Source organism: Cupriavidus taiwanensis (assembly GCF_900250075.1).
In the GTDB taxonomy this organism is placed as follows: Bacteria; Pseudomonadota; Gammaproteobacteria; order Burkholderiales; family Burkholderiaceae; genus Cupriavidus; species Cupriavidus taiwanensis_C.
In genome coordinates this window covers 2,840,910-2,857,651 of record NZ_LT977070.1, presented here as the reverse complement: position 1 = coordinate 2,857,651, position 16,742 = coordinate 2,840,910, and the positions used below count along the sequence as shown (strand labels likewise).

The following is a 16,742-nucleotide window of genomic DNA, read 5'->3' as shown; positions in this document are numbered from 1 at the left end:
TCCGGCACCAGGCCGGACAACGCCCGCGACTACGTCTCTTTCGTTCCGCATGGAAATCGCACTAGCGCTGAAGGCCGTGATCCTCGGCATCGTCGAAGGCCTGACCGAGTTTCTTCCCATTTCGAGCACGGGCCACCTGATCCTGGCCGGCCAGCTGCTCGACTTCAACGACGAAAAGGGCAAGATCTTCGAGATCGTGATCCAGTTCGGCGCCATCCTGGCGGTGTGCTGGGAATTCCGCGCGCGCATCGGCAAGGTGGTGCGCGGCCTGCGCGACGACCCGCTGTCGCAGCGCTTTGCCGCCAACGTGGTGATCGCCTCGGTGCCGGCGATCGTGCTGGCGTTTATCTTCGGTAAATGGATCAAGGCCCACCTGTTCAACCCGATCTCGGTGGCGCTGGCCTTTATCGTCGGCGGCGTGGTGATCCTGCTGGCCGAATGGCGCGATGCGCGCCGCGGCACGGTCTCGCATCCGCAGGGCAATGCATTGCTGGAAGCCGCCAAGGCCGGCGCGCCGCGCATCGAGTCGGTCGACGACCTGAACTGGCGCGACGCGCTCAAGGTGGGGCTGGCGCAGTGCTTCGCGCTGGTGCCGGGCACCTCGCGCTCGGGCGCCACCATCATCGGCGGCATGCTGTTCGGGCTGTCGCGGCAGGTCGCCACCGAGTTCTCGTTCTTCCTGGCGATCCCGGTGATCTTCGGCGCCACGGTCTACGAACTGTACAAGGCGCGCGCGCTGCTGAACGGCGACGATCTCGGCATCTTCGCGGTCGGCTTCGTCTTTGCCTTCCTGTCGGCCTTTTTGTGCGTGCGCTGGCTGCTGCGTTTCGTCGCCACGCACGATTTCAAGCCGTTCGCGTGGTACCGCATCGCCTTCGGCATCGTGGTGCTGCTGACCGCTTACACCGGCCTGGTGTCCTGGCACGCCTGACGCGGCTGGGCAGCCGGCAACAAAAAAGCGTGGCAGATGCCACGCTTTTTTTTGTTTGCGCGCCGCTGCGCTCAGGCGCGCTTGCGGAACACCACGTCCCACACGCCATGCCCGAGCCGCACGCCGCGCCGCTCGAACTTGGTCACGGGCCGGTAGTCCGGCCGCTCGGCAAAACCGTCCGGCGCCGCCGAGGTGTTCTCCAGCAGCGGCTCGGCCGACAGCACTTCAACCATCTGGTGCGCGTACTCTTCCCAGTCGGTCGCGCAGTGGATATAGCCGCCCGGCTTCAGGCGCGCGGCCAGCAGCTTCACCAGCGGTGGCTGCACCAGCCGGCGCTTGTTGTGGCGCTTCTTGTGCCACGGATCCGGAAAGTAGATATGCACGCCGTCGAGGCTGTTGTCGGTCAGCATATGCGCGATCACCTCCACCGCATCGTGCTGGAGGATCCGCACATTGGACAGGCCGCGCTCATTGATCAGCTTGAGCAGCGCGCCCACGCCCGGTTCATGCACCTCGCAGCCGAGGAAGTTGTCCTGCGGCCGCAGGCCGGCGATATGCGCGGTGGTCTCGCCCATGCCGAAGCCGATCTCCAGGATCGACGGCGCCTGGCGGCCAAAGGTCGCCTCCCAGTCCAGCGGCTGCGCTGCGTACGGCACCATCATGCGCGGCCCGACCTCGTCGATGGCGCGTTGCTGCCCGGTCGAGGTCCGGCCAGCGCGGCGCACGAACGAACGGATGCGGCGCGGATGCGCAACGCCTTCAGGATCGGCTGGAGAGGGGGCGGACGCTGGCACGGCGGCGCGGTCTGCCGGCTCGGCGTCGTCGGCCGGCCCGGTGCTGTGGTCTTGGGGAAGCATGGCAACAAAAAAGCCGCCGGGCGGATCACCGTAACGGTGGCAAAGGCGGCTTGTCTCGACTGGAAGTGGAGCGGGCGATGGGAATCGAACCCACGTCTTTAGCTTGGGAAGCTAAGGTAATAGCCATTATACGACGCCCGCGAACCCGCGATTCTATGCGGGATCCCGGGGGGATGCAAGCGAGTGGCCGATGGGGCGCATTCGGCGCCTCAGGCCTTGTACGCGAAGTCCTTGCCGACCTCCTGGCTGATATAGCTGCACAGGCCGCGTCCCGCCGTGGCGAGGCGCTTCATCTGTTCGACATGACGGCGGCCGGGCCTGCGGTAGTCATAGGTGTAGACGTGGCCGTTGTCGAAGCGGATCCGGATATGTTCCGGGCCGAGTTCGTAGGCGACCACTCCCGATTTGCCGCTGAGATTCCGATAGGGCTGCATAGCTGCCAATGATGGGCCGTGTTTGGACTGGCTTACTGGACTGGCTTGCCGCGGCCGGCGACGCGCGGCGTATAGTGGCTGGCAAGCCGGCGCACAGGACCGCAAGCGCCGGCGCCCTCCCGCAATGTCAGGATACCCCCCACCTTGACCACTGACTTCTTCGCCCGCTTCGAAGCCGAATGCCTGCCGCGCATCGCCGATGCGATCGGCCAGCAGCACCGGCGCTTGCAACTCCAGCCGCTGCCTGCCGATGGCGCCGGGATGCCGCCGCGCCTGCGCATGACGGCAGAAGGCCCGCCGGAGCTGCGCCGTCATCCGTATGCGCTCGATATCACGCTGGCCTGGGACGGGCTGGAGGTGCAGCGGCTGTTCGCCGCGGGCGGCGAGGCGCGCTTTGCCGGCTACCTGGCGGCGCTGCCGGCCAAGCTGCGGGCGTGGCAGGAGCCGCGCGGCATCGATTTCCGCTCGCTGTCGCAGGCCGATCCGCGGATCCTGATCGGCGGGCTGGATTTCGAGCACTGAGCGGCTGGCAGGAATCAGCCAGTCACACGCAGCCGGCACACCGCGCTTTCCGATTGCCCTGGCTCGATCCAGCGCAATCCCTGGCCGTGGTGGATGGCATCCGGCAGGCCCACCCACGGTTCCACGCAATAGAAGTCCGAGGTCTCGGTCTCTGACCACGTGGTCACGGCATGCCAGGGCGTGCTGCCGGGCAGGTCGAGCTCGAAGCCGATACGGCGGCCGGGCATGGCCAGTTGCGCCGAGGGACTGCCGCGGAAGGCGTGGAAGGTGTCCTGCAGCCGTGGATCGTCGAGCTGGTAGGTCGACTCGCCAGACTCTGCCGGTCCCGGGCTGCCATCCGGCAACTGACGCTTGCGCTCCGTGTCGGGCAGCGCCAGCGAAGCCGCGGCGCGCTGCGCGTGGGACAGGGCGAAATAGAAGTGGTGGCCGGGATAACAGGGCAGGCGCTGCGTGCCGGTGTTGGTGGTGCGCAGCGCCACCTCCAGGCCGTCGGGCAGCAAGGTGTAGACCACATCGAACACGAAGGCAAACGGATAGCCGGCGCGCGTCGCCTCGCTGTCGCGCAGCGTCATCGTGATGGCAGCCAGCGGGTCGATGGCGCTGACGGCGAAGGGCAGGTCGCGCGCAAAGCCGTGTTGCGACAAGGTATGGACCGTCCCTTGTCCGTCACGCCATTGCCCCGGATTGCCGTCGACAAAATGCCGGCCGATGAACGGGAACAGCAGCGGGTTGCCGCCGCGGATCTTGGCCGGCCGGCTCCAGTCGGCGGCGTCGGGCCAGTACAGCAGGTCCTGGCCGCGGTGCACCCAGCGGACCAGCCGCGCCCCGAATTGCGGCGCCAGCAGCAGGTAGTTGTCGGCCTGGCCGATGCGCACCAGCGGCTGGCCCTGGAAGTCTTCGGTTGGCAGGTTGTGCATGGGGGGAGAGATCAGGGCATGGCGCTCAGTTCGCGGCCGGCTCGGCCTGGCGGGCCTTGAGGAAGCGCGCGGCGTAGTCGAAGTACCAGTCGAGCGTGTCGGGGTTGGCCATGGCGTCGCGGTTGGCGATGCCTTGCGGCGCATGGCCCAGCAGCAGCTTCTTGATCGGCACCTCCATCTTCTTGCCCGACAGCGTGCGCGGCACGCCGGGCGCCTGCACGATCTCGTTGGGCACATGGCGCGACGACAGCGCGCTGCGGATGCGCGCGCGCAGGGTGTCGCGCAAGGCGTCGTCCAGCACCATGCCTTCGCGCAGCACCACGAACAGCGGCATATATGATTCGCGGCCCAGGTATTCGAGGTCGACCACCATGCTGTCCAGCACCTCGGGCAGGTCTTCGACCACGCGGTACAGCTCGCTGGTGCCCATGCGGATGCCGTGGCGGTTGATGGTGGCGTCCGACCGCCCGTAGATCACCGCGCCGCCGCGTCTGGTGATCTTGATCCAGTCGCCGTGCCGCCAGGCGCCGGGATAGGTGTCGAAATAGCTGTCGCGGTAGCGCTTGCCGTCGGTGTCACCCCACAGGTAGAGCGGCATCGACGGCATCGGCTCGGTGCAGACCAGTTCGCCGACCGCGTCGACCAGCGGCTGGCCGTGGTCGTCGAAGGCTTCCACCTTCGCGCCCAGGCAGCGGCATTGCATCTCGCCGGAATAGACCGGCAGCAGCGGGCAGCCGGCGACGAACGAGCCGGCGAAGTCGGTGCCGCCCGACATCGGCACCAGCCAGATGTCTTCGCGCACATGGCGGTAGATCCAGTCGTAGGCCTCGACCGGCAGCGGCGAGCCGGTCGAGCCCAGCCCGCGCAGGCGCGACACGTCGGCGATGCGCGCGGGCTCGATGCCGGCCTTCATGCAGTTGGTGAAGAACGCGGCGCCGGCGCCAAACAGGGTTACGCCGGCATCGTCGACAAAGCGCCACAGCACGCCCGCGTCGGGCCAGGCCGGGTTGCCGTCGTAGAGCGCGATGGTGGTGCCCAGCAGCAGCCCCGCCACCTGCGCGTTCCACATGATCCAGCCACTGCTGCTGTACCAGTGGAACACGTCGTCCGGGCCCAGGTTGTTGTGGAAAGCCATCAGCTTGAGCTGCTCGATGACGATGCCGCCGTGGCCGTGCACGATCGGCTTGGGCATGCCGGTGGTGCCGGAGGAATAGACGATCCACAGCGGATGGTCGAACGGCACGGGTTCGATCGCCAGCGGCACGTCGTGCGCCAGCACGTCGTGCCAGGCGTGGACGCGCACGCCGGCGGGCGTCGCGGCGCCGCTGCCGGTTTGCGGCACCAGCACCAGGTCGGTCAGCGAGGGCAGGGCGGCGACCAGCTCGGCCAGCACCGGCGCGCGGTCGTAGGCCTTGCCGCCGTAGCGGTAGCCGTCGACCGCGATCAGCACTTTTGGCTCGATCTGGCGGAAGCGGTCGACCACCGCCACCTGGCCCATGTCCGGCGCGCAGCCGGACCAGACCGCGCCCAGGCTGGCGGTGGCCAGGAAGGCGACCACGGTGGCAGGGATATTGGGCAGATAGCCGGCGACGCGGTCGCCGCGCTGCACGCCCATCCGGCGCAGCGCATGCGCGAGCGAGGCGACCTGCGCCTCGAGCGCGTGCCAGCTGATATCGGCCAGCGGCTGGGCCTCGCCGGCATGGCGGATGGCGGTGCGCTGGCGGGCGCTGCCGCTGCCGGCGTGGCGGAACACCTGCTGCACGTAGTTCAGGGTGGCCCCTTCGAACCAGCGCGCGCCCGGCATGGTCCGCCGGTCCAGCACTTGCCTGGCCGGGGTGTCGAAGCGCACGTCGAAGTAGGCGCGCACGGCATCCCAGAAGGCTTCGAGCTCGGTGACGGACCACTGCCACAGGCCGTCGTAGTCGTCGAAGGCCAGGCCGCGTTCGGCGCGCAGCCAGCGCATGAACTGCGCGATCTGGCTGCGGTCGCGGAACGCCTCGGACGGCGTCCACATCAGGTTGCCTTCGGCGAGCGGGGCGGCGGTGGTCATGTCTCCTCCTTGGGCCCGTCTGCCGCGGGCATCGGATGGTGCGAGGGTAGGTTGCGGGCGCCTGTCGCGGGCGCCCGGCATCAGCGTGACATGATAACGGCGGTTGGGCGCAGGCGCGTGCCCGCTGCCATCATCGGCCGGCGGGACGTTCGAACAGCGTTTCCCACAGGGTGTCGACCTTCGCCTTGACCGCGGCATCCATGGCGATCGGGGTGCCCCATTCGCGCGTGGTCTCGCCTGGCCACTTGTCGGTGGCATCGATGCCCATCTTGGAGCCCAGGCCCGACACCGGCGAGGCGAAGTCGAGGTAGTCGATCGGGGTGTTGTCGACCAGCACCGTGTCGCGGCTGGGATCGACGCGGGTGGTGATGGCCCAGATCACCTCCTTCCAGTCGCGCACGTCGACATCGTCGTCGACCACCACGATGAACTTCGTATACATGAACTGCCGCAGGAAGCTCCACACGCCGAACATCACGCGCTTGGCATGGCCGGCGTACTGCTTCTTCATGCGCACCAGCGCCATGCGGTAGCTGCAGCCCTCGGGCGGCAGGTAGAAGTCGGTGATCTCCGGGAACTGCTTCTGCAGCAGCGGCACGAACACTTCGTTCAGCGCCACGCCCAGCACGGCCGGCTCGTCGGGCGGCTTGCCGGTGTAGGTGGAGTGGTAGATCGGGTCGCGCCGCATGGTGATGCGGTCGATGGTGAAGACCGGGAACCAGTCCTGCTCGTTGTAATAGCCGGTGTGGTCGCCGAACGGGCCCTCGAGCGCGTGCTGGTAGCCGGACGGGTGATTGGGATCGGGCTGGATATGGCCTTCCAGCACAATCTCGGCCGAGGCCGGCACGCTCAGTTCGGACAGCGTCGGGGTCAGGCAGCCCGCCAGCGCGGTGCGGCTGCCGCGCAGCAGCCCGGCGAACTGGTATTCGGACAGCGTATCCGGCACCGGCGTCACCGCGCCCAGGATGGTGGCCGGGTCGGCGCCCAGCGCCACCGCGATCGGGAACGGCTTGCCGGGGTTGGCCAGCGCATGCTCGCGGAAGTCGAGCGCGCCGCCGCGGTGCGCCAGCCAGCGCATGATGACCTGGTTGCGGCCGATCACCTGCTGGCGGTAGATGCCCAGGTTCTGGCGCTTCTTGTGCGGGCCCTTGGTCACCACCAGGCCCCAGGTGATCAGCGGGGCGGCGTCGCCGGGCCAGCAGGTCTGGATCGGCAGGCGCGCCAGGTCGACATCGTTGCCTTCCCAGACCACCTCCTGGCAGGCCGGGCCGCTGACGCGCTTGGGCGCCATGTCCCACACCGACTTGGCCAGCGTGAACAGCTTGCCGGCCTCGCGCAGCCCGCGCGGCGGCTCGGGTTCCTTCAGCGCCGACAGCACCCGGCCGATGTCGCGCAGGTCTTCCATCGATTCGGCGCCCATGCCAAATGCGACTCTGCGTGTCGTGCCGAACAGATTGGCCAGCACCGGCACGCTATAGATGTCGCCATGGGGAGCGCCCGCAGGTTGCTCGAAGACGACCGCGGGACCGCCGGCGCGCAGCAGGCGGTCGCAGATTTCGGTCATTTCCAGGTTGGGCGATACCGGGCGGGCGATGCGCCGCAGCTCGCCGAGCCCTTCGAGCTGGCCGATGAAATCGCGCAAGTCTTTGTATTGCATGGTGAATTCTGTTGTGGTGCGGAATTCGCACCGGATCCAGGAGGCGGCAGTCAGGTCGGTGACGATACACATTCCTCGGGGCGGCGGCAAAAAAATCGTCCAGCCGGTGCCGCGGAAATTGTAAGTTTTTTGCCCGCCCCGGGGCGGGCCGTAACGTGGCGAGCCAAGGCTACGCCTGCGTTTGCGGGCATCCGAGTGATGCCGGGTCGACCAAAACTGCCTTGTTACAAATAACTGAAAGTAGTGAATTACAGAATTTTTATTCTTGACGGGATATAACACCGTTCCTACAATCCGGTCTGCTCCCTGGAGTGTTGCGTCGCAACATGGATTTTCTCCCTGTGTCAAGGGGTGCACATTAAAACAACGTGCCAGAAAGTCCCTCCAGCAAGGACCGATGGTCATAGACCCGCGCGCATGGCGGGCGACCGGTCGCCTCCGGCGACTTGCCGGAGTGTAGAGAGTTAAGTCGTGGCAGGTAGCGCCCCCCCAGGGCGTGGCCTGTTTCCAGTTGGGCGCATGGGGAGCGCCCTGCCAACAGGTGCTTGGTCGTCACTGCTAGACGGCGCGGCATCCTTACTTGAGTACGTTGAGATCGGGCGCATGCCGCAGTCGGGCACGCGAAGCGGGCAACGGATGGAGGTAAGCATGAGCGGTTGGAAAACCCTTCATCTTCCCGGCATCGGGCGGGCCCTGCAGGTCCGCCTCCGACAGCCGGTACCCGGAGTGAGTCGGGCATTGCAGGTCCGTCTTGCGCATCCGGTCGCGGGCCGCGCCTTGCGCGGTGGCCGCACGACGCTGAAGTACGCCCTGAACAGCCTGGGCGTGATGGCGGTGGTTTCGGCGGTGTCGCTGTCGGTGAGCCAGGAGTGGCGCACCACGCTGGCCGCCTTGCTGGCCGGTGACGAGGCGCCGGCGGTGCTGGTGAGCGCTGCCGTGGCAGCGCCCGCGCATGCCGGCACTGCCGCCAATGCTGCCAATGCTGCCAATGCTGCCAATGCTGCCAATGCTGCCAACAGCCCGGCCGTATCCGGCGCCGTCCCGCCGGGCACGGCGGACGTCGCGGCGGCCAAGTTCGGCTATGGCACTGGCCGCGGTGGCAAGCTCGGCCTGCCGACCGTGTCGGGCGTCGACGAATGGAGCCTGGCGGCCAATACCAAGGTGCCGTCGGTTGCGCACCTGGCCGCGCGGATCCCGGTGACGCGCGTGGCGATGGACGCCCGCAGCACCGGCGCCACGCTGGGCAGCGCGCGCGAGCAGGCCGCCGTGGCGGACTATATCGCCCGCAAGTACCGCGTGGCGGCCCAGGCCACCGCGCAGCTGGTCAAGGCGGCCTACCTGACCGGGCGCGAGGTCGGCATTGACCCGCTGCTGATCCTGGGCGTGATCGCGATCGAGTCCAGCTTCAACCCGTACGCCGAAAGCGGCGTGGGGGCGCAGGGCCTGATGCAGGTCATGACCAAGGTCCACCAGGACAAGTACGAAGCCGTCGGCGGCGTGTCCGCCGCCCTGAACCCGTACGCCAACATCAAGATCGGCGCGCTGGTGCTCAAGGACTGCATCGCCCGCGCCGGCTCGCTCGAGGGTGGCCTGAAGTACTACGTCGGCGCCACCACGGCCACCGACGGAGGCTACGGCGCCAAGGTGCTGGCCGAGCGTGCCCGCCTGCGCCAGCTGATCGGCGTGCGCAGCGCGCCGGCCAATGCCGACAAGCCGGCCGCCGAGGACAAGGCGCCGGTCGAGCATGCACCGACCGAGAAGCTGGAAGCCAATAACGGGCCGCACAACGCCTGAGCCTGGCCCCGGCATCGCCCAGAAGAAAAGCACCCCGCGGGGTGCTTTTTTGTTGGTCTGCCGCCGCAGCGGCAGGGGTGCGGTCAGCGGAACAGTTGGCCCAGCCGCGCCATCGCCTCCTCGATATTCTCGCGCGAGGTCGCATACGAGATCCGGATGTAGTCCCGGGCCGTATGCGGGCCGAAGTCCTGCCCCGGCACCATCACCACGCCCGCGTCGTGCAGCATGGCCTGCGTCAGGCGGTCGGCGTCGCCGGCGGCCGGGTGGTTGACGCCGCGGCAGTCCGCATACACATAGAAGGCGCCGTCGGGGCGCACCGGCACGCGCAGGCCGAGCGACTCCAGTGCCGGCACGATCAGGTCGCGGCGGCGGCGGAATTCGGCCTTGCGCTCGTCGTAGATGGCCAGCGCCTCGGGCGTGAAGCACGCCAGCGCGGCGTACTGCGCCACCGCCGAGGCGCAGATGAACAGGTTCTGCGCGACCTTCTCGAAGGCCTCGACCAGCGCCTCCGGCACCACCAGCCAGCCCAGGCGCCAGCCGGTCATGTTGAAGTACTTCGAGAAGCTGTTCACCGTGACCACGTTCGGGTCCAGGCTCAGCGCCGACACCGGCGGGGCATCGTAGGACAGGCCCTGGTAGATCTCGTCCAGGATGGCGAAGCCGTTACGCGCGCGCACCGCCTGCAGGATCCGCGCGAGTTCGTCGCGCAGGATCGAGGTGCCGGTCGGGTTGGACGGCGAGGCCAGCAGCACGCCGCGGGTCTGCTCGCCCCAGTGGGTCTCGACCTGCGCGGCGGTCAGCTGGAAGCGCTCGGCCGGGCCGCTCGGGATCATGCGCGCGACGCCGTCGAAGGCGGCGACGAAGTGGCGGTTGCACGGGTAGCTAGGGTCCGGCATCAGCACTTCGGCGCCGATCTCGACCAGCACCGCGCACGCCAGCAGTAGCGCCCCGGAAGCGCCGGCGGTGACGATCACGCGCCGCGCCGGGATGTCCAGGCCGTAGGCGGTCTGGTAATAGCCGGCGATGGCCTCGCGCAGCGGATGGATGCCCAGCGCCCCGGTGTACTGCGTGACGCCGCGGCGCATCGCCGCTTCGGCGGCGCGCACCACCGGCTCGGCGGCGGTGAAGTCCGGCTCGCCGATGCCCATGTGCACGATATGGCGGCCGGCGCGCTCCAGCGCGGCGGCCTGCTTGGCCAGCTCCATCACATGGAAGGCGTCGATATTGGCGAGGCGGGAGGCGGTGGCCAGGTGCTGCAAGTCCATGGTGTTCCGGGCGGGCAGGGGCCCGTTCAGCAAAAAGGGTCGGTGGGAATGAAAACACCCGCCGCGGCGGGTGTCGTCTTCATCGCCGCTGGCGCCAGGGCCAGCGCGACGGCACGGCGCAGCCGCGGGGTGGCTTAGCGGCGCGCAGCCACTTCCGCGGCGCGTACCTGGGCCGCAAGCTTGTCCAGCACGCCGTTGACGTACTTGTAGCCCTCGACGCCGCCGAAAGTCTTGGTCAGCTCGACGGCTTCGTTGATGACGACCTTGTACGGGATGTCCAGGCAGTGCACCAGCTCGTAGCTGCCGACCAGCAGGGCGGCGCGCTCGACCGGCGACAGTTCGTCGACGGAGCGGTCCAGGAATGGCTCGAAGGCGGCGGTCAGGCGTGCCTCTTCGCGCACGGCGCCATTGAGCAGCGCGTCGAAGTGCTCGCGGTCGGCCTTGTTGAAGCCCTGGGCGTCGTGCAGGTGGGCCTGGATCGCGCCGATGTCGTTGCGGTTCAGCAGCCACTGGTACAGGCCCTGCAGGGCCAGTTCGCGCGAGCGGCGGCGCGCGCTCTTGGGCGGCGCCTTGGCTTCGGTGCGGGCCGCGCCGGGCTTGCCCCCGGCCGCCTTGCCGGCGTCGTTGTCCGGCGTGTTCGAGGTATCACTCATCATCGTCCTCGTCTTCGTCTTCCTGGCCGCGCAGCGAATCGAGCGCCGCCACCAGGTTGGCCATCTCCACCGCGGCGCGCGCGCAGTCGCGGCCCTTTTCGCGGGTGCGGGCATGGGCCTGCTCGTCGGTGTCGACGGTCAGGATGCCATTGGCGATCGGCACGTTGAAGTCCAGGCCGACGCGGGTGATGCCCGCGCCCGACTCGTTCGAGACCAGCTCGAAGTGATAGGTCTCGCCGCGCACCACGGCGCCCAGCGCGACCAGCGCGTCGAACTGACCGCTCTCGCACATCTTCTGCAGTGCCAGCGGGACTTCCAGTGCGCCCGGAACGGTTACCACCAGGGTGTCTTCGCCCTCGACGCCAAGCTTTTCCAGCTCGGCTACGCAGGCCTCGAGCAGTTCGGCGCAGACCGGCTCGTTGAAGCGCGCCTGCACGATGCCGATGCGCAGGCCTTCACCGTCGAGGTTGCTGGGGTAGAAGCCGTGATCCATTGTTCAATTCTCCAGTTTTTCGGGAGGGCCGCGGCGGCATGCGCCGCGGCCCGGGTATTGGGGATGGCTCGGTCCTGGGGCCGGCTCAGTCGGCCTGGCCGCTCATCGGCTGGTAGCCGGTCACTTCCAGGTCGAAGCCGGTCATGCTGGGCATGCGCTGCCTGGCGGCCAGCACGCGCATCTTGCCGACGCCGACATCCTTCAGGATCTGCGCGCCCATGCCATAGGTGCGCAGGTCCGGCTTGCGGCGCGGACGCGACTGCGGCGCGTCGAGCGCGCTGAACTGCGTGAACAGCTGTTCGACGGTGTCGCCGCAGTTCAGCAGCACGATCACGCCCTTGTCGGCCTCGGCGATGGCCTGCATCGCCGCCGGGATGCTCCACGAGTGCGTGGTGCATTTCACTTCCAGCAGGTCGAGCACCGAGAACGGCTCGTGCACGCGCACCAGCGTTTCCTGTTCCGGCGTGGGCTGGCCCTTGACCAGCGCTAGGTGGGCCTGGCCGGTCGGCTTGTCACGGTAGGCGATGCTGTGGAAGGTGCCGTACGGGGTTTGCATGGCACGCTCGCCGACGCGCTCGATAATGCTCTCGGTGCGGCTGCGGTAGTGGATCAGGTCGGCGATGGTGCCGATCTTCAGGTCATGCTCCTGCGCGAACTCGACCAGGTCGGGCAGGCGCGCCATGGTGCCGTCGTCCTTCATGATCTCGCAGATCACCGCCGCCGGCGTCAGCCCGGCCAGCGCGCCCAGGTCGCAGCCGGCCTCGGTATGGCCGGCGCGGATCAGCACGCCGCCGGGCTGGGCCGTCAGCGGGAAGATATGGCCGGGCTGGACCAGGTCGGCCGGCTTGGCGTCACGGGCGACGGCAGCCTGCACGGTGCGGGCGCGGTCGGCGGCGGAAATGCCGGTGGTCACGCCCTCGGCAGCTTCGATCGAGACGGTGAAGTTGGTGCCGTGCTGGGTGCCGTTGCGGCTTACCATCGGATGCAGGTCGAGCTGGCGGCAGCGCTCGGCGGTCAGCGTCAGGCAGATCAGGCCGCGGCCATGCTTGGCCATGAAGTTGATCGCCTCCGGCGTGACGAAATCGGCAGCCAGGACCAGGTCGCCCTCATTCTCGCGGTCTTCCTCGTCGACAAGGATGACCATGCGGCCGGCGCGAATGTCGGCAATGATGTCTTCGGTACGGGCGATTGTCATGGCGTGCTGAACGGCAGGTTGGGGCGGAAATCAGGCGAATGGCTGTGGTAGGAACCATGGCCGCGGTGGAAAGCGGCCGGACTGAGGCGGGGCTTCGGGCCGGGCCGGCCGGGCCATATACGCCCGGCAGGTTGCCCAGTCAAGCCGGCTATTGTACGCCAAGGCAGCCTACGCGGGAGGCCGCGGCAGCGGAAAGTGCGCCGGCTGGCGTGGCGTGTGGGGAAGGGGGAATCCGGGGAAGGGCGCTGGAGCCAGGCGCGTGGCGGCTGCGACGCGTGGTCGTATGCGCTGCCGGTATCTTGCCTTACGCGGCTTCGGCCAGCGGCGTCCAGTCCGCCGCGGCGGCAGGGGTGCGCAGGCGCGAAGTCCTGGCGATGCGGGTCCGGGCAGCGCGCGTGGCGTCAGCCAGCGCGAGCTCGCGGGTGGGGAAGCCGGCGTTGGGCCGGTGGAACCTGGCGTGCGCATCGAGCGCATACGACCATTCCCATTTGCCGAAGGTCACCTCGGCCAGCGTTACGACCACGTGGCAGTGCTGATAGAAGAAGCTTTCGTCCATGCTGGTTCCGGCTTGGTTGGCGCGTGTGCAACGCGCGATGGATGGCGGGATGGCGGTACGCTGCGTTTCAGCGTTTCAGTCGGTCCGGCCATGGCACCACGGAAAGCCGGCATACCGCCGCGCGGCGGGGCGCTTGAACGGCCTGAAGCGCCACAACGGCAATGACGGCGGCTGCAGGCGCGGCCAGCCGTTGCCGACGGCGCGATCCCAGTCGATCAGCAGCGTGACCGCGCGCCGCAGCGGCGTCGAACTGAGCCGCAGCAGGCCCATGTGATGCGGCGCGCGTGCGGCATGGCGCGGCGGCTGCAGCCGCGGCATCGCCGCAATCCAGCGGTAAGTCATTCGGGAAGCAGGCGCGGGCATGCGAGATCCTCCTGGTCGCCGGGCGCAAGCGGCGCGGCGGTCACGGCGCGATTGCGCGGCGTGGCGGATGTATGGAAACGCCAGTGAGCAGGACGCGATCGCCAGGCGGCAGCGTCCGATAAGGCGTAGGCGAGGGAAAAGCGAAATGCGAAATGCGAAATGCGGGGGGTGCGCCGTGGGCCAGACCAGCCATCGGCACAGCCCTTTCATTCTAGGCGTACCGCGTCGCCCCTCCCAGTTCACTTACAACATAGGCCTAGCGGCGAGAAAACTTGCCACCAGCAAGGGGCGGTAGCGTAAGCTGCACCAGGGCGGATCTGAAGTGTTCGCCGGACTGCGCGCCACACCGTGGGGCGCGTCCGCACGTTTGCATTATCCAGGGAGACAGCCATGCCGAGACAGATCAAGAACAAGGCCGAACTGCGCGCGATGGGTCCGGGCAGAGCAGGCCAAGGTGCCCGCGTGCGAGGGCGCCTGCTTTGGCGATATTGTCTGGCACGCCCCGGATGCCAGCGGCTGCAACTGGAGCCTGTCGACCATGGAAGGCGGCGACAGCGCCGCGTGCGTGGAAGCGCTGCGGCCCTTCACCGACCAGTTGCGCCAGGCTTACAACGTGCCCGACGAGGGCCGCTAGCGTGCGTCTTACGCGGGAGCCTGCGTGCTCGACAGCATCCGTTCCACGTAACGCGCGATCAGGTCGATCTCCAGGTTCACGCGCGCGCCGGGCTTGAGCTCCTGCAGCGTGGTCACTTCGACGGTGTGCGGAATCAGGTTGATCGAGAACTCGCAGCCGTCGGCTTCATCGGTGACGCGGTTGACGGTCAGCGACACGCCGTTGACCACCACCGAGCCCTTGTAGGCCAGGTAGCGCGCCAGCTCGCGCGGGGCGCGGATGCGCAGCTCGTGCGACTCGCCCACCGGCGCGAAATGCACCACTTCGCCCAGGCCGTCGACATGCCCCGACACCAGGTGGCCGCCGAGCCGGTCGGCCAGGCGCAGCGCCTTCTCCAGGTTGACGCGGCCGGCGCGGTCGAGGCCCACGGTCTTGTCCAGCGATTCGCGCGAGACCTCGACGTCGAAGGCGTCGGGCGCCATGGCGACCACCGTCATGCAGGCGCCCTGGATGGCGATGCTGTCGCCGATGATGACGTCCGACAGGTCCAGCCCGCCCGCGGCGATGCGCAGGCGCACGCCGGCGTCGGCGGCGGCGCCGAGCGGGGTCACGGATTCAATGCGGCCGACCGCCGCGACAATGCCAGTAAACATGGTGGAGTCTTGTGCTTGAGGTTTTGGGGAATCCCGGGATGGGCTGCCGTCGCTGGTGGCGTTACGCGTCGTTGCGCCGGGCGATCAGCCGCAGGTCGTCGCCGATCTGCCGGACTTCATGCCAGTGGAACTGCTCGGCATCCTGCAGCCGCGCCAGCGGCGGCAGGTTGAACATGCCCTGGGCATCGCCGAGCAGCTTGGGCGCCAGGTAGATCAGCAGTTCGTCGGCGCAGTGCTCGCGCACCAGCGAACCGTTGAGCTTGAAGCCCGCCTCTACGTGCAATTCGTTGATGCCGCGCCGGCCGAGTTCTTCCAGCATGCGGCGCAACTCGACCTTGCCGTGCGGGTTGGGCAGCACCACGACTTCGGCGCCGCGGCCTTCCAGCGCGCGCTGGCGCTGGCGGTCTTCCACCGCGCAGAACACCAGCACGGGCCGGGCAAACTCGCCGGTGTCCGGGGTCAGGATCTGCGCGTCGAGTGGCACTTCGAGGCGGGAATCGACCAGCACCCGCTGCGGCTGGCGCGGCGTGGCGATGGCGCGCACCGTCAGCGCGGGATTGTCGTCGCGAACGGTGCCGATGCCGGTCAGGATGGCGCAGGCGCGGGCGCGCCAGGCGTGCCCGTCGTCACGCGCGGCCTGGCCGGTGATCCATTGGCTAGTGCCGTCATGGAGCGCCGTGCCGCCATCCATCGATGCCGCCACCTTGACGCGCACCCACGGCAGCCCGCGCGTCATGCGCGAGACAAAGCCGATATTCAGGTCGCGCGCCTCCTTTTCCAGCAGGCCGCAGCGCACGTCGATGCCGGCATCGCGCAGGCGCTGCAGGCCGCGCCCGGAGACCGACGGATTGGGGTCTTCCATCGCCGCCACCACGCGCGCCACGCCGGCGCGCACCAGTGCATCGGCGCACGGCGGGGTGCGGCCGAAATGGCTGCACGGCTCCAGCGTGACATAGGCGGTGGCGCCGGCCGGATCGAGCCCGCGCGACAGCGCGTCTTTCATCGCCTGGATCTCGGCATGGTCCTGCCCGGCCGGCTGGGTGAAGCCCTGTCCGATGACCTGGCCATCCTTGATCAGCACGCAGCCGACGCGCGGATTGGGCGTGGTGTTGAACATGCCCCGCGCGGCGAGCGCGAGCGCCTGCTGCATGGCGGCGTGGTCGGTATCGGAAAACATTCGGCGATCGGGTGGGCCTTGGCGCTGAGATTGGGTGGCAGGGCTGCCAGGTCATGGCGGTTCGGGGGATTCCGCCGCCTCGCAGTCGGCGTCGCGGCCGGGAGTGCAGAGTCGGATACGTCCCTGCGCTCCCAGCCTGACTTGCCGCTGCTCGCCACGGCAGCCAAGCGTAAAGGTGGCGGCCTGGAAACCGCCCTGCTCAGAACGAGAGTATCCCACAGGCAGGAATTTCAGCACATTGGCGCCGCGCACGGTCTGCCGCAGGGCCACGGACAGGCACGGCGTGCCGGGCTCGACCACGGACAGCACCACCGGCTGGTCCGGGCCGGCGCCGGCCGTCACCAGCTGCCAGCCCGGACTCAGCGTGGACTCGCCCGGCAGCGGCTGCAGCGTCACCTCGACGCGGCGCGACAGCGCGGTGGCGCGTGCCAGCGCCAGCGACATCGCCAGCCGGTCGGCGGCCAGCGTGACCTGCTGGCGCGCGAGCATGCCGCTGAACACCGGATAGGCCGCGGCCGTGAACACGCCGAGAATGGCAAGGCCGGCGACCAGTTCGACCAGCGTCAGCCCGGCAGTGTGTCGATGCCTGCCGGCATCCCATGTCATGTCCAT

Annotated in this window: 18 protein-coding genes and 1 tRNA gene; 4 read left to right on the top strand and 15 right to left on the bottom strand. The window is 68.5% G+C overall.

Annotated features, from left to right (window positions below; all coding sequences use genetic code 11):
* Positions 1-49 precede the first annotated feature (49 nt).
* The gene (locus CBM2588_RS13340; protein ID WP_062801473.1) at positions 50-931 is read left to right on the top strand and encodes an undecaprenyl-diphosphate phosphatase; all 882 of its coding nucleotides are present in this window, start codon (positions 50-52) and stop codon (positions 929-931) included.
* Positions 932-1,002: 71 nt separating this feature from the next.
* Here CBM2588_RS13340 and trmB read toward each other — a convergent pair whose 3' ends face one another.
* From trmB to CBM2588_RS13325, 3 genes are all read right to left on the bottom strand, one after another.
* Positions 1,003-1,788, bottom strand: a complete 786-nt coding sequence (gene trmB, locus CBM2588_RS13335) for a tRNA (guanosine(46)-N7)-methyltransferase TrmB (protein ID WP_115680893.1) — start codon at positions 1,786-1,788, stop codon at positions 1,003-1,005.
* Between the two features lie 66 nt (positions 1,789-1,854).
* Positions 1,855-1,929, bottom strand: a tRNA-Gly gene (locus CBM2588_RS13330).
* A 68-nt stretch (positions 1,930-1,997) separates the two neighbouring features.
* Positions 1,998-2,186: a hypothetical protein gene (locus CBM2588_RS13325; RefSeq protein ID WP_306437241.1), complete on the bottom strand. Its 189-nt coding sequence runs from the start codon at positions 2,184-2,186 to the stop codon at positions 1,998-2,000.
* Between the two features lie 180 nt (positions 2,187-2,366).
* On the opposite strand from CBM2588_RS13325, the gene CBM2588_RS13320 reads away from it, so the two are divergent.
* Entirely contained in the window at positions 2,367-2,744 is a 378-nt protein-coding gene (locus CBM2588_RS13320) for a DUF5594 family protein (protein WP_115680891.1), read from the top strand.
* A gap of 14 nt (positions 2,745-2,758) precedes the next feature.
* Here CBM2588_RS13320 and CBM2588_RS13315 read toward each other — a convergent pair whose 3' ends face one another.
* From CBM2588_RS13315 to ubiD, 3 genes are all read right to left on the bottom strand, one after another.
* The gene (locus tag CBM2588_RS13315; RefSeq protein ID WP_115680890.1) at positions 2,759-3,661 is read right to left on the bottom strand and encodes an aldose epimerase; all 903 of its coding nucleotides are present in this window, start codon (positions 3,659-3,661) and stop codon (positions 2,759-2,761) included.
* A gap of 25 nt (positions 3,662-3,686) precedes the next feature.
* Positions 3,687-5,711, bottom strand: coding sequence for an acetoacetate--CoA ligase (locus CBM2588_RS13310; protein ID WP_115680889.1), 2,025 nt, complete (start codon positions 5,709-5,711; stop codon positions 3,687-3,689).
* 130 nt (positions 5,712-5,841) lie between these two features.
* Positions 5,842-7,368 (bottom strand): 4-hydroxy-3-polyprenylbenzoate decarboxylase, encoded by a 1,527-nt coding sequence (ubiD, locus tag CBM2588_RS13305; RefSeq protein WP_115681489.1) that lies wholly within the window; start codon positions 7,366-7,368, stop codon positions 5,842-5,844.
* A 648-nt stretch (positions 7,369-8,016) separates the two neighbouring features.
* Here ubiD and CBM2588_RS13300 point away from each other — a divergent pair.
* Positions 8,017-9,162: a lytic transglycosylase domain-containing protein gene (locus CBM2588_RS13300; protein WP_115680888.1), complete on the top strand. Its 1,146-nt coding sequence runs from the start codon at positions 8,017-8,019 to the stop codon at positions 9,160-9,162.
* Between the two features lie 83 nt (positions 9,163-9,245).
* Here the strand turns inward: CBM2588_RS13300 and CBM2588_RS13295 are convergent, their stop codons facing one another.
* The 6 genes from CBM2588_RS13295 to CBM2588_RS13270 form a co-directional block, all read right to left on the bottom strand.
* A complete protein-coding gene (locus tag CBM2588_RS13295; RefSeq protein WP_115680887.1) occupies positions 9,246-10,427 on the bottom strand; it encodes a pyridoxal phosphate-dependent aminotransferase in 1,182 nt (393 codons plus the stop codon).
* A 134-nt stretch (positions 10,428-10,561) separates the two neighbouring features.
* Positions 10,562-11,080 (bottom strand): transcription antitermination factor NusB, encoded by a 519-nt coding sequence (gene nusB / locus CBM2588_RS13290; protein WP_115680886.1) that lies wholly within the window; start codon positions 11,078-11,080, stop codon positions 10,562-10,564.
* Entirely contained in the window at positions 11,073-11,573 is a 501-nt protein-coding gene (gene ribH / locus CBM2588_RS13285; protein ID WP_115680885.1) for a 6,7-dimethyl-8-ribityllumazine synthase, read from the bottom strand. The genes nusB and ribH overlap by 8 nt, the downstream gene beginning before the upstream one ends.
* Before the next feature lie 85 nt (positions 11,574-11,658).
* Complete coding sequence (ribBA, locus tag CBM2588_RS13280; protein ID WP_115680884.1) at positions 11,659-12,768, bottom strand: bifunctional 3,4-dihydroxy-2-butanone-4-phosphate synthase/GTP cyclohydrolase II; 1,110 nt, start codon at positions 12,766-12,768, stop codon at positions 11,659-11,661.
* A 304-nt stretch (positions 12,769-13,072) separates the two neighbouring features.
* On the bottom strand, positions 13,073-13,324 hold the full coding sequence (locus tag CBM2588_RS13275; protein ID WP_115680883.1) for a hypothetical protein: 252 nt from the start codon (positions 13,322-13,324) through the stop codon (positions 13,073-13,075).
* A 75-nt stretch (positions 13,325-13,399) separates the two neighbouring features.
* Positions 13,400-13,687, bottom strand: coding sequence for a hypothetical protein (locus tag CBM2588_RS13270; protein WP_115680882.1), 288 nt, complete (start codon positions 13,685-13,687; stop codon positions 13,400-13,402).
* 454 nt (positions 13,688-14,141) lie between these two features.
* On the opposite strand from CBM2588_RS13270, the gene CBM2588_RS13265 reads away from it, so the two are divergent.
* Positions 14,142-14,321, top strand: coding sequence for a hypothetical protein (locus CBM2588_RS13265; RefSeq protein WP_231942143.1), 180 nt, complete (start codon positions 14,142-14,144; stop codon positions 14,319-14,321).
* A gap of 8 nt (positions 14,322-14,329) precedes the next feature.
* On the opposite strand, the gene CBM2588_RS13260 is transcribed toward CBM2588_RS13265, so the two are convergent.
* From CBM2588_RS13260 to CBM2588_RS13250, 3 genes are all read right to left on the bottom strand, one after another.
* Positions 14,330-14,953 carry a riboflavin synthase gene (locus CBM2588_RS13260; protein ID WP_115680881.1) on the bottom strand — a complete coding sequence of 208 codons (624 nt, stop codon included), beginning with the start codon at positions 14,951-14,953 and terminating at the stop codon, positions 14,330-14,332.
* Between the two features lie 61 nt (positions 14,954-15,014).
* A complete protein-coding gene (gene ribD / locus CBM2588_RS13255; protein ID WP_115680880.1) occupies positions 15,015-16,130 on the bottom strand; it encodes a bifunctional diaminohydroxyphosphoribosylaminopyrimidine deaminase/5-amino-6-(5-phosphoribosylamino)uracil reductase RibD in 1,116 nt (371 codons plus the stop codon).
* Between the two features lie 51 nt (positions 16,131-16,181).
* Positions 16,182-16,742 carry a GspH/FimT family pseudopilin gene (locus CBM2588_RS13250; RefSeq protein WP_439897434.1) on the bottom strand — a complete coding sequence of 187 codons (561 nt, stop codon included), beginning with the start codon at positions 16,740-16,742 and terminating at the stop codon, positions 16,182-16,184.

Coding starts and splice junctions, on each gene's coding strand:
- CBM2588_RS13300 (WP_115680888.1), top strand. CDS start 8,017: ATGAGCGGTTGGAAAACCCTTCATCTTCCCGGCATCGGGCGGGCCCTG.
- nusB (WP_115680886.1), bottom strand. CDS start 11,080: ATGAGTGATACCTCGAACACGCCGGACAACGACGCCGGCAAGGCGGCC.
- ribD (WP_115680880.1), bottom strand. CDS start 16,130: ATGTTTTCCGATACCGACCACGCCGCCATGCAGCAGGCGCTCGCGCTC.
- CBM2588_RS13310 (WP_115680889.1), bottom strand. CDS start 5,711: ATGACCACCGCCGCCCCGCTCGCCGAAGGCAACCTGATGTGGACGCCG.
- trmB (WP_115680893.1), bottom strand. CDS start 1,788: ATGCTTCCCCAAGACCACAGCACCGGGCCGGCCGACGACGCCGAGCCG.
- ubiD (WP_115681489.1), bottom strand. CDS start 7,368: ATGCAATACAAAGACTTGCGCGATTTCATCGGCCAGCTCGAAGGGCTC.
- CBM2588_RS13260 (WP_115680881.1), bottom strand. CDS start 14,953: ATGTTTACTGGCATTGTCGCGGCGGTCGGCCGCATTGAATCCGTGACC.
- ribH (WP_115680885.1), bottom strand. CDS start 11,573: ATGGATCACGGCTTCTACCCCAGCAACCTCGACGGTGAAGGCCTGCGC.
- CBM2588_RS13250 (WP_439897434.1), bottom strand. CDS start 16,742: ATGGACATGACATGGGATGCCGGCAGGCATCGACACACTGCCGGGCTG.
- CBM2588_RS13275 (WP_115680883.1), bottom strand. CDS start 13,324: ATGGACGAAAGCTTCTTCTATCAGCACTGCCACGTGGTCGTAACGCTG.
- CBM2588_RS13315 (WP_115680890.1), bottom strand. CDS start 3,661: ATGCACAACCTGCCAACCGAAGACTTCCAGGGCCAGCCGCTGGTGCGC.
- CBM2588_RS13340 (WP_062801473.1), top strand. CDS start 50: ATGGAAATCGCACTAGCGCTGAAGGCCGTGATCCTCGGCATCGTCGAA.
- ribBA (WP_115680884.1), bottom strand. CDS start 12,768: ATGACAATCGCCCGTACCGAAGACATCATTGCCGACATTCGCGCCGGC.
- CBM2588_RS13270 (WP_115680882.1), bottom strand. CDS start 13,687: ATGCCCGCGCCTGCTTCCCGAATGACTTACCGCTGGATTGCGGCGATG.
- CBM2588_RS13295 (WP_115680887.1), bottom strand. CDS start 10,427: ATGGACTTGCAGCACCTGGCCACCGCCTCCCGCCTCGCCAATATCGAC.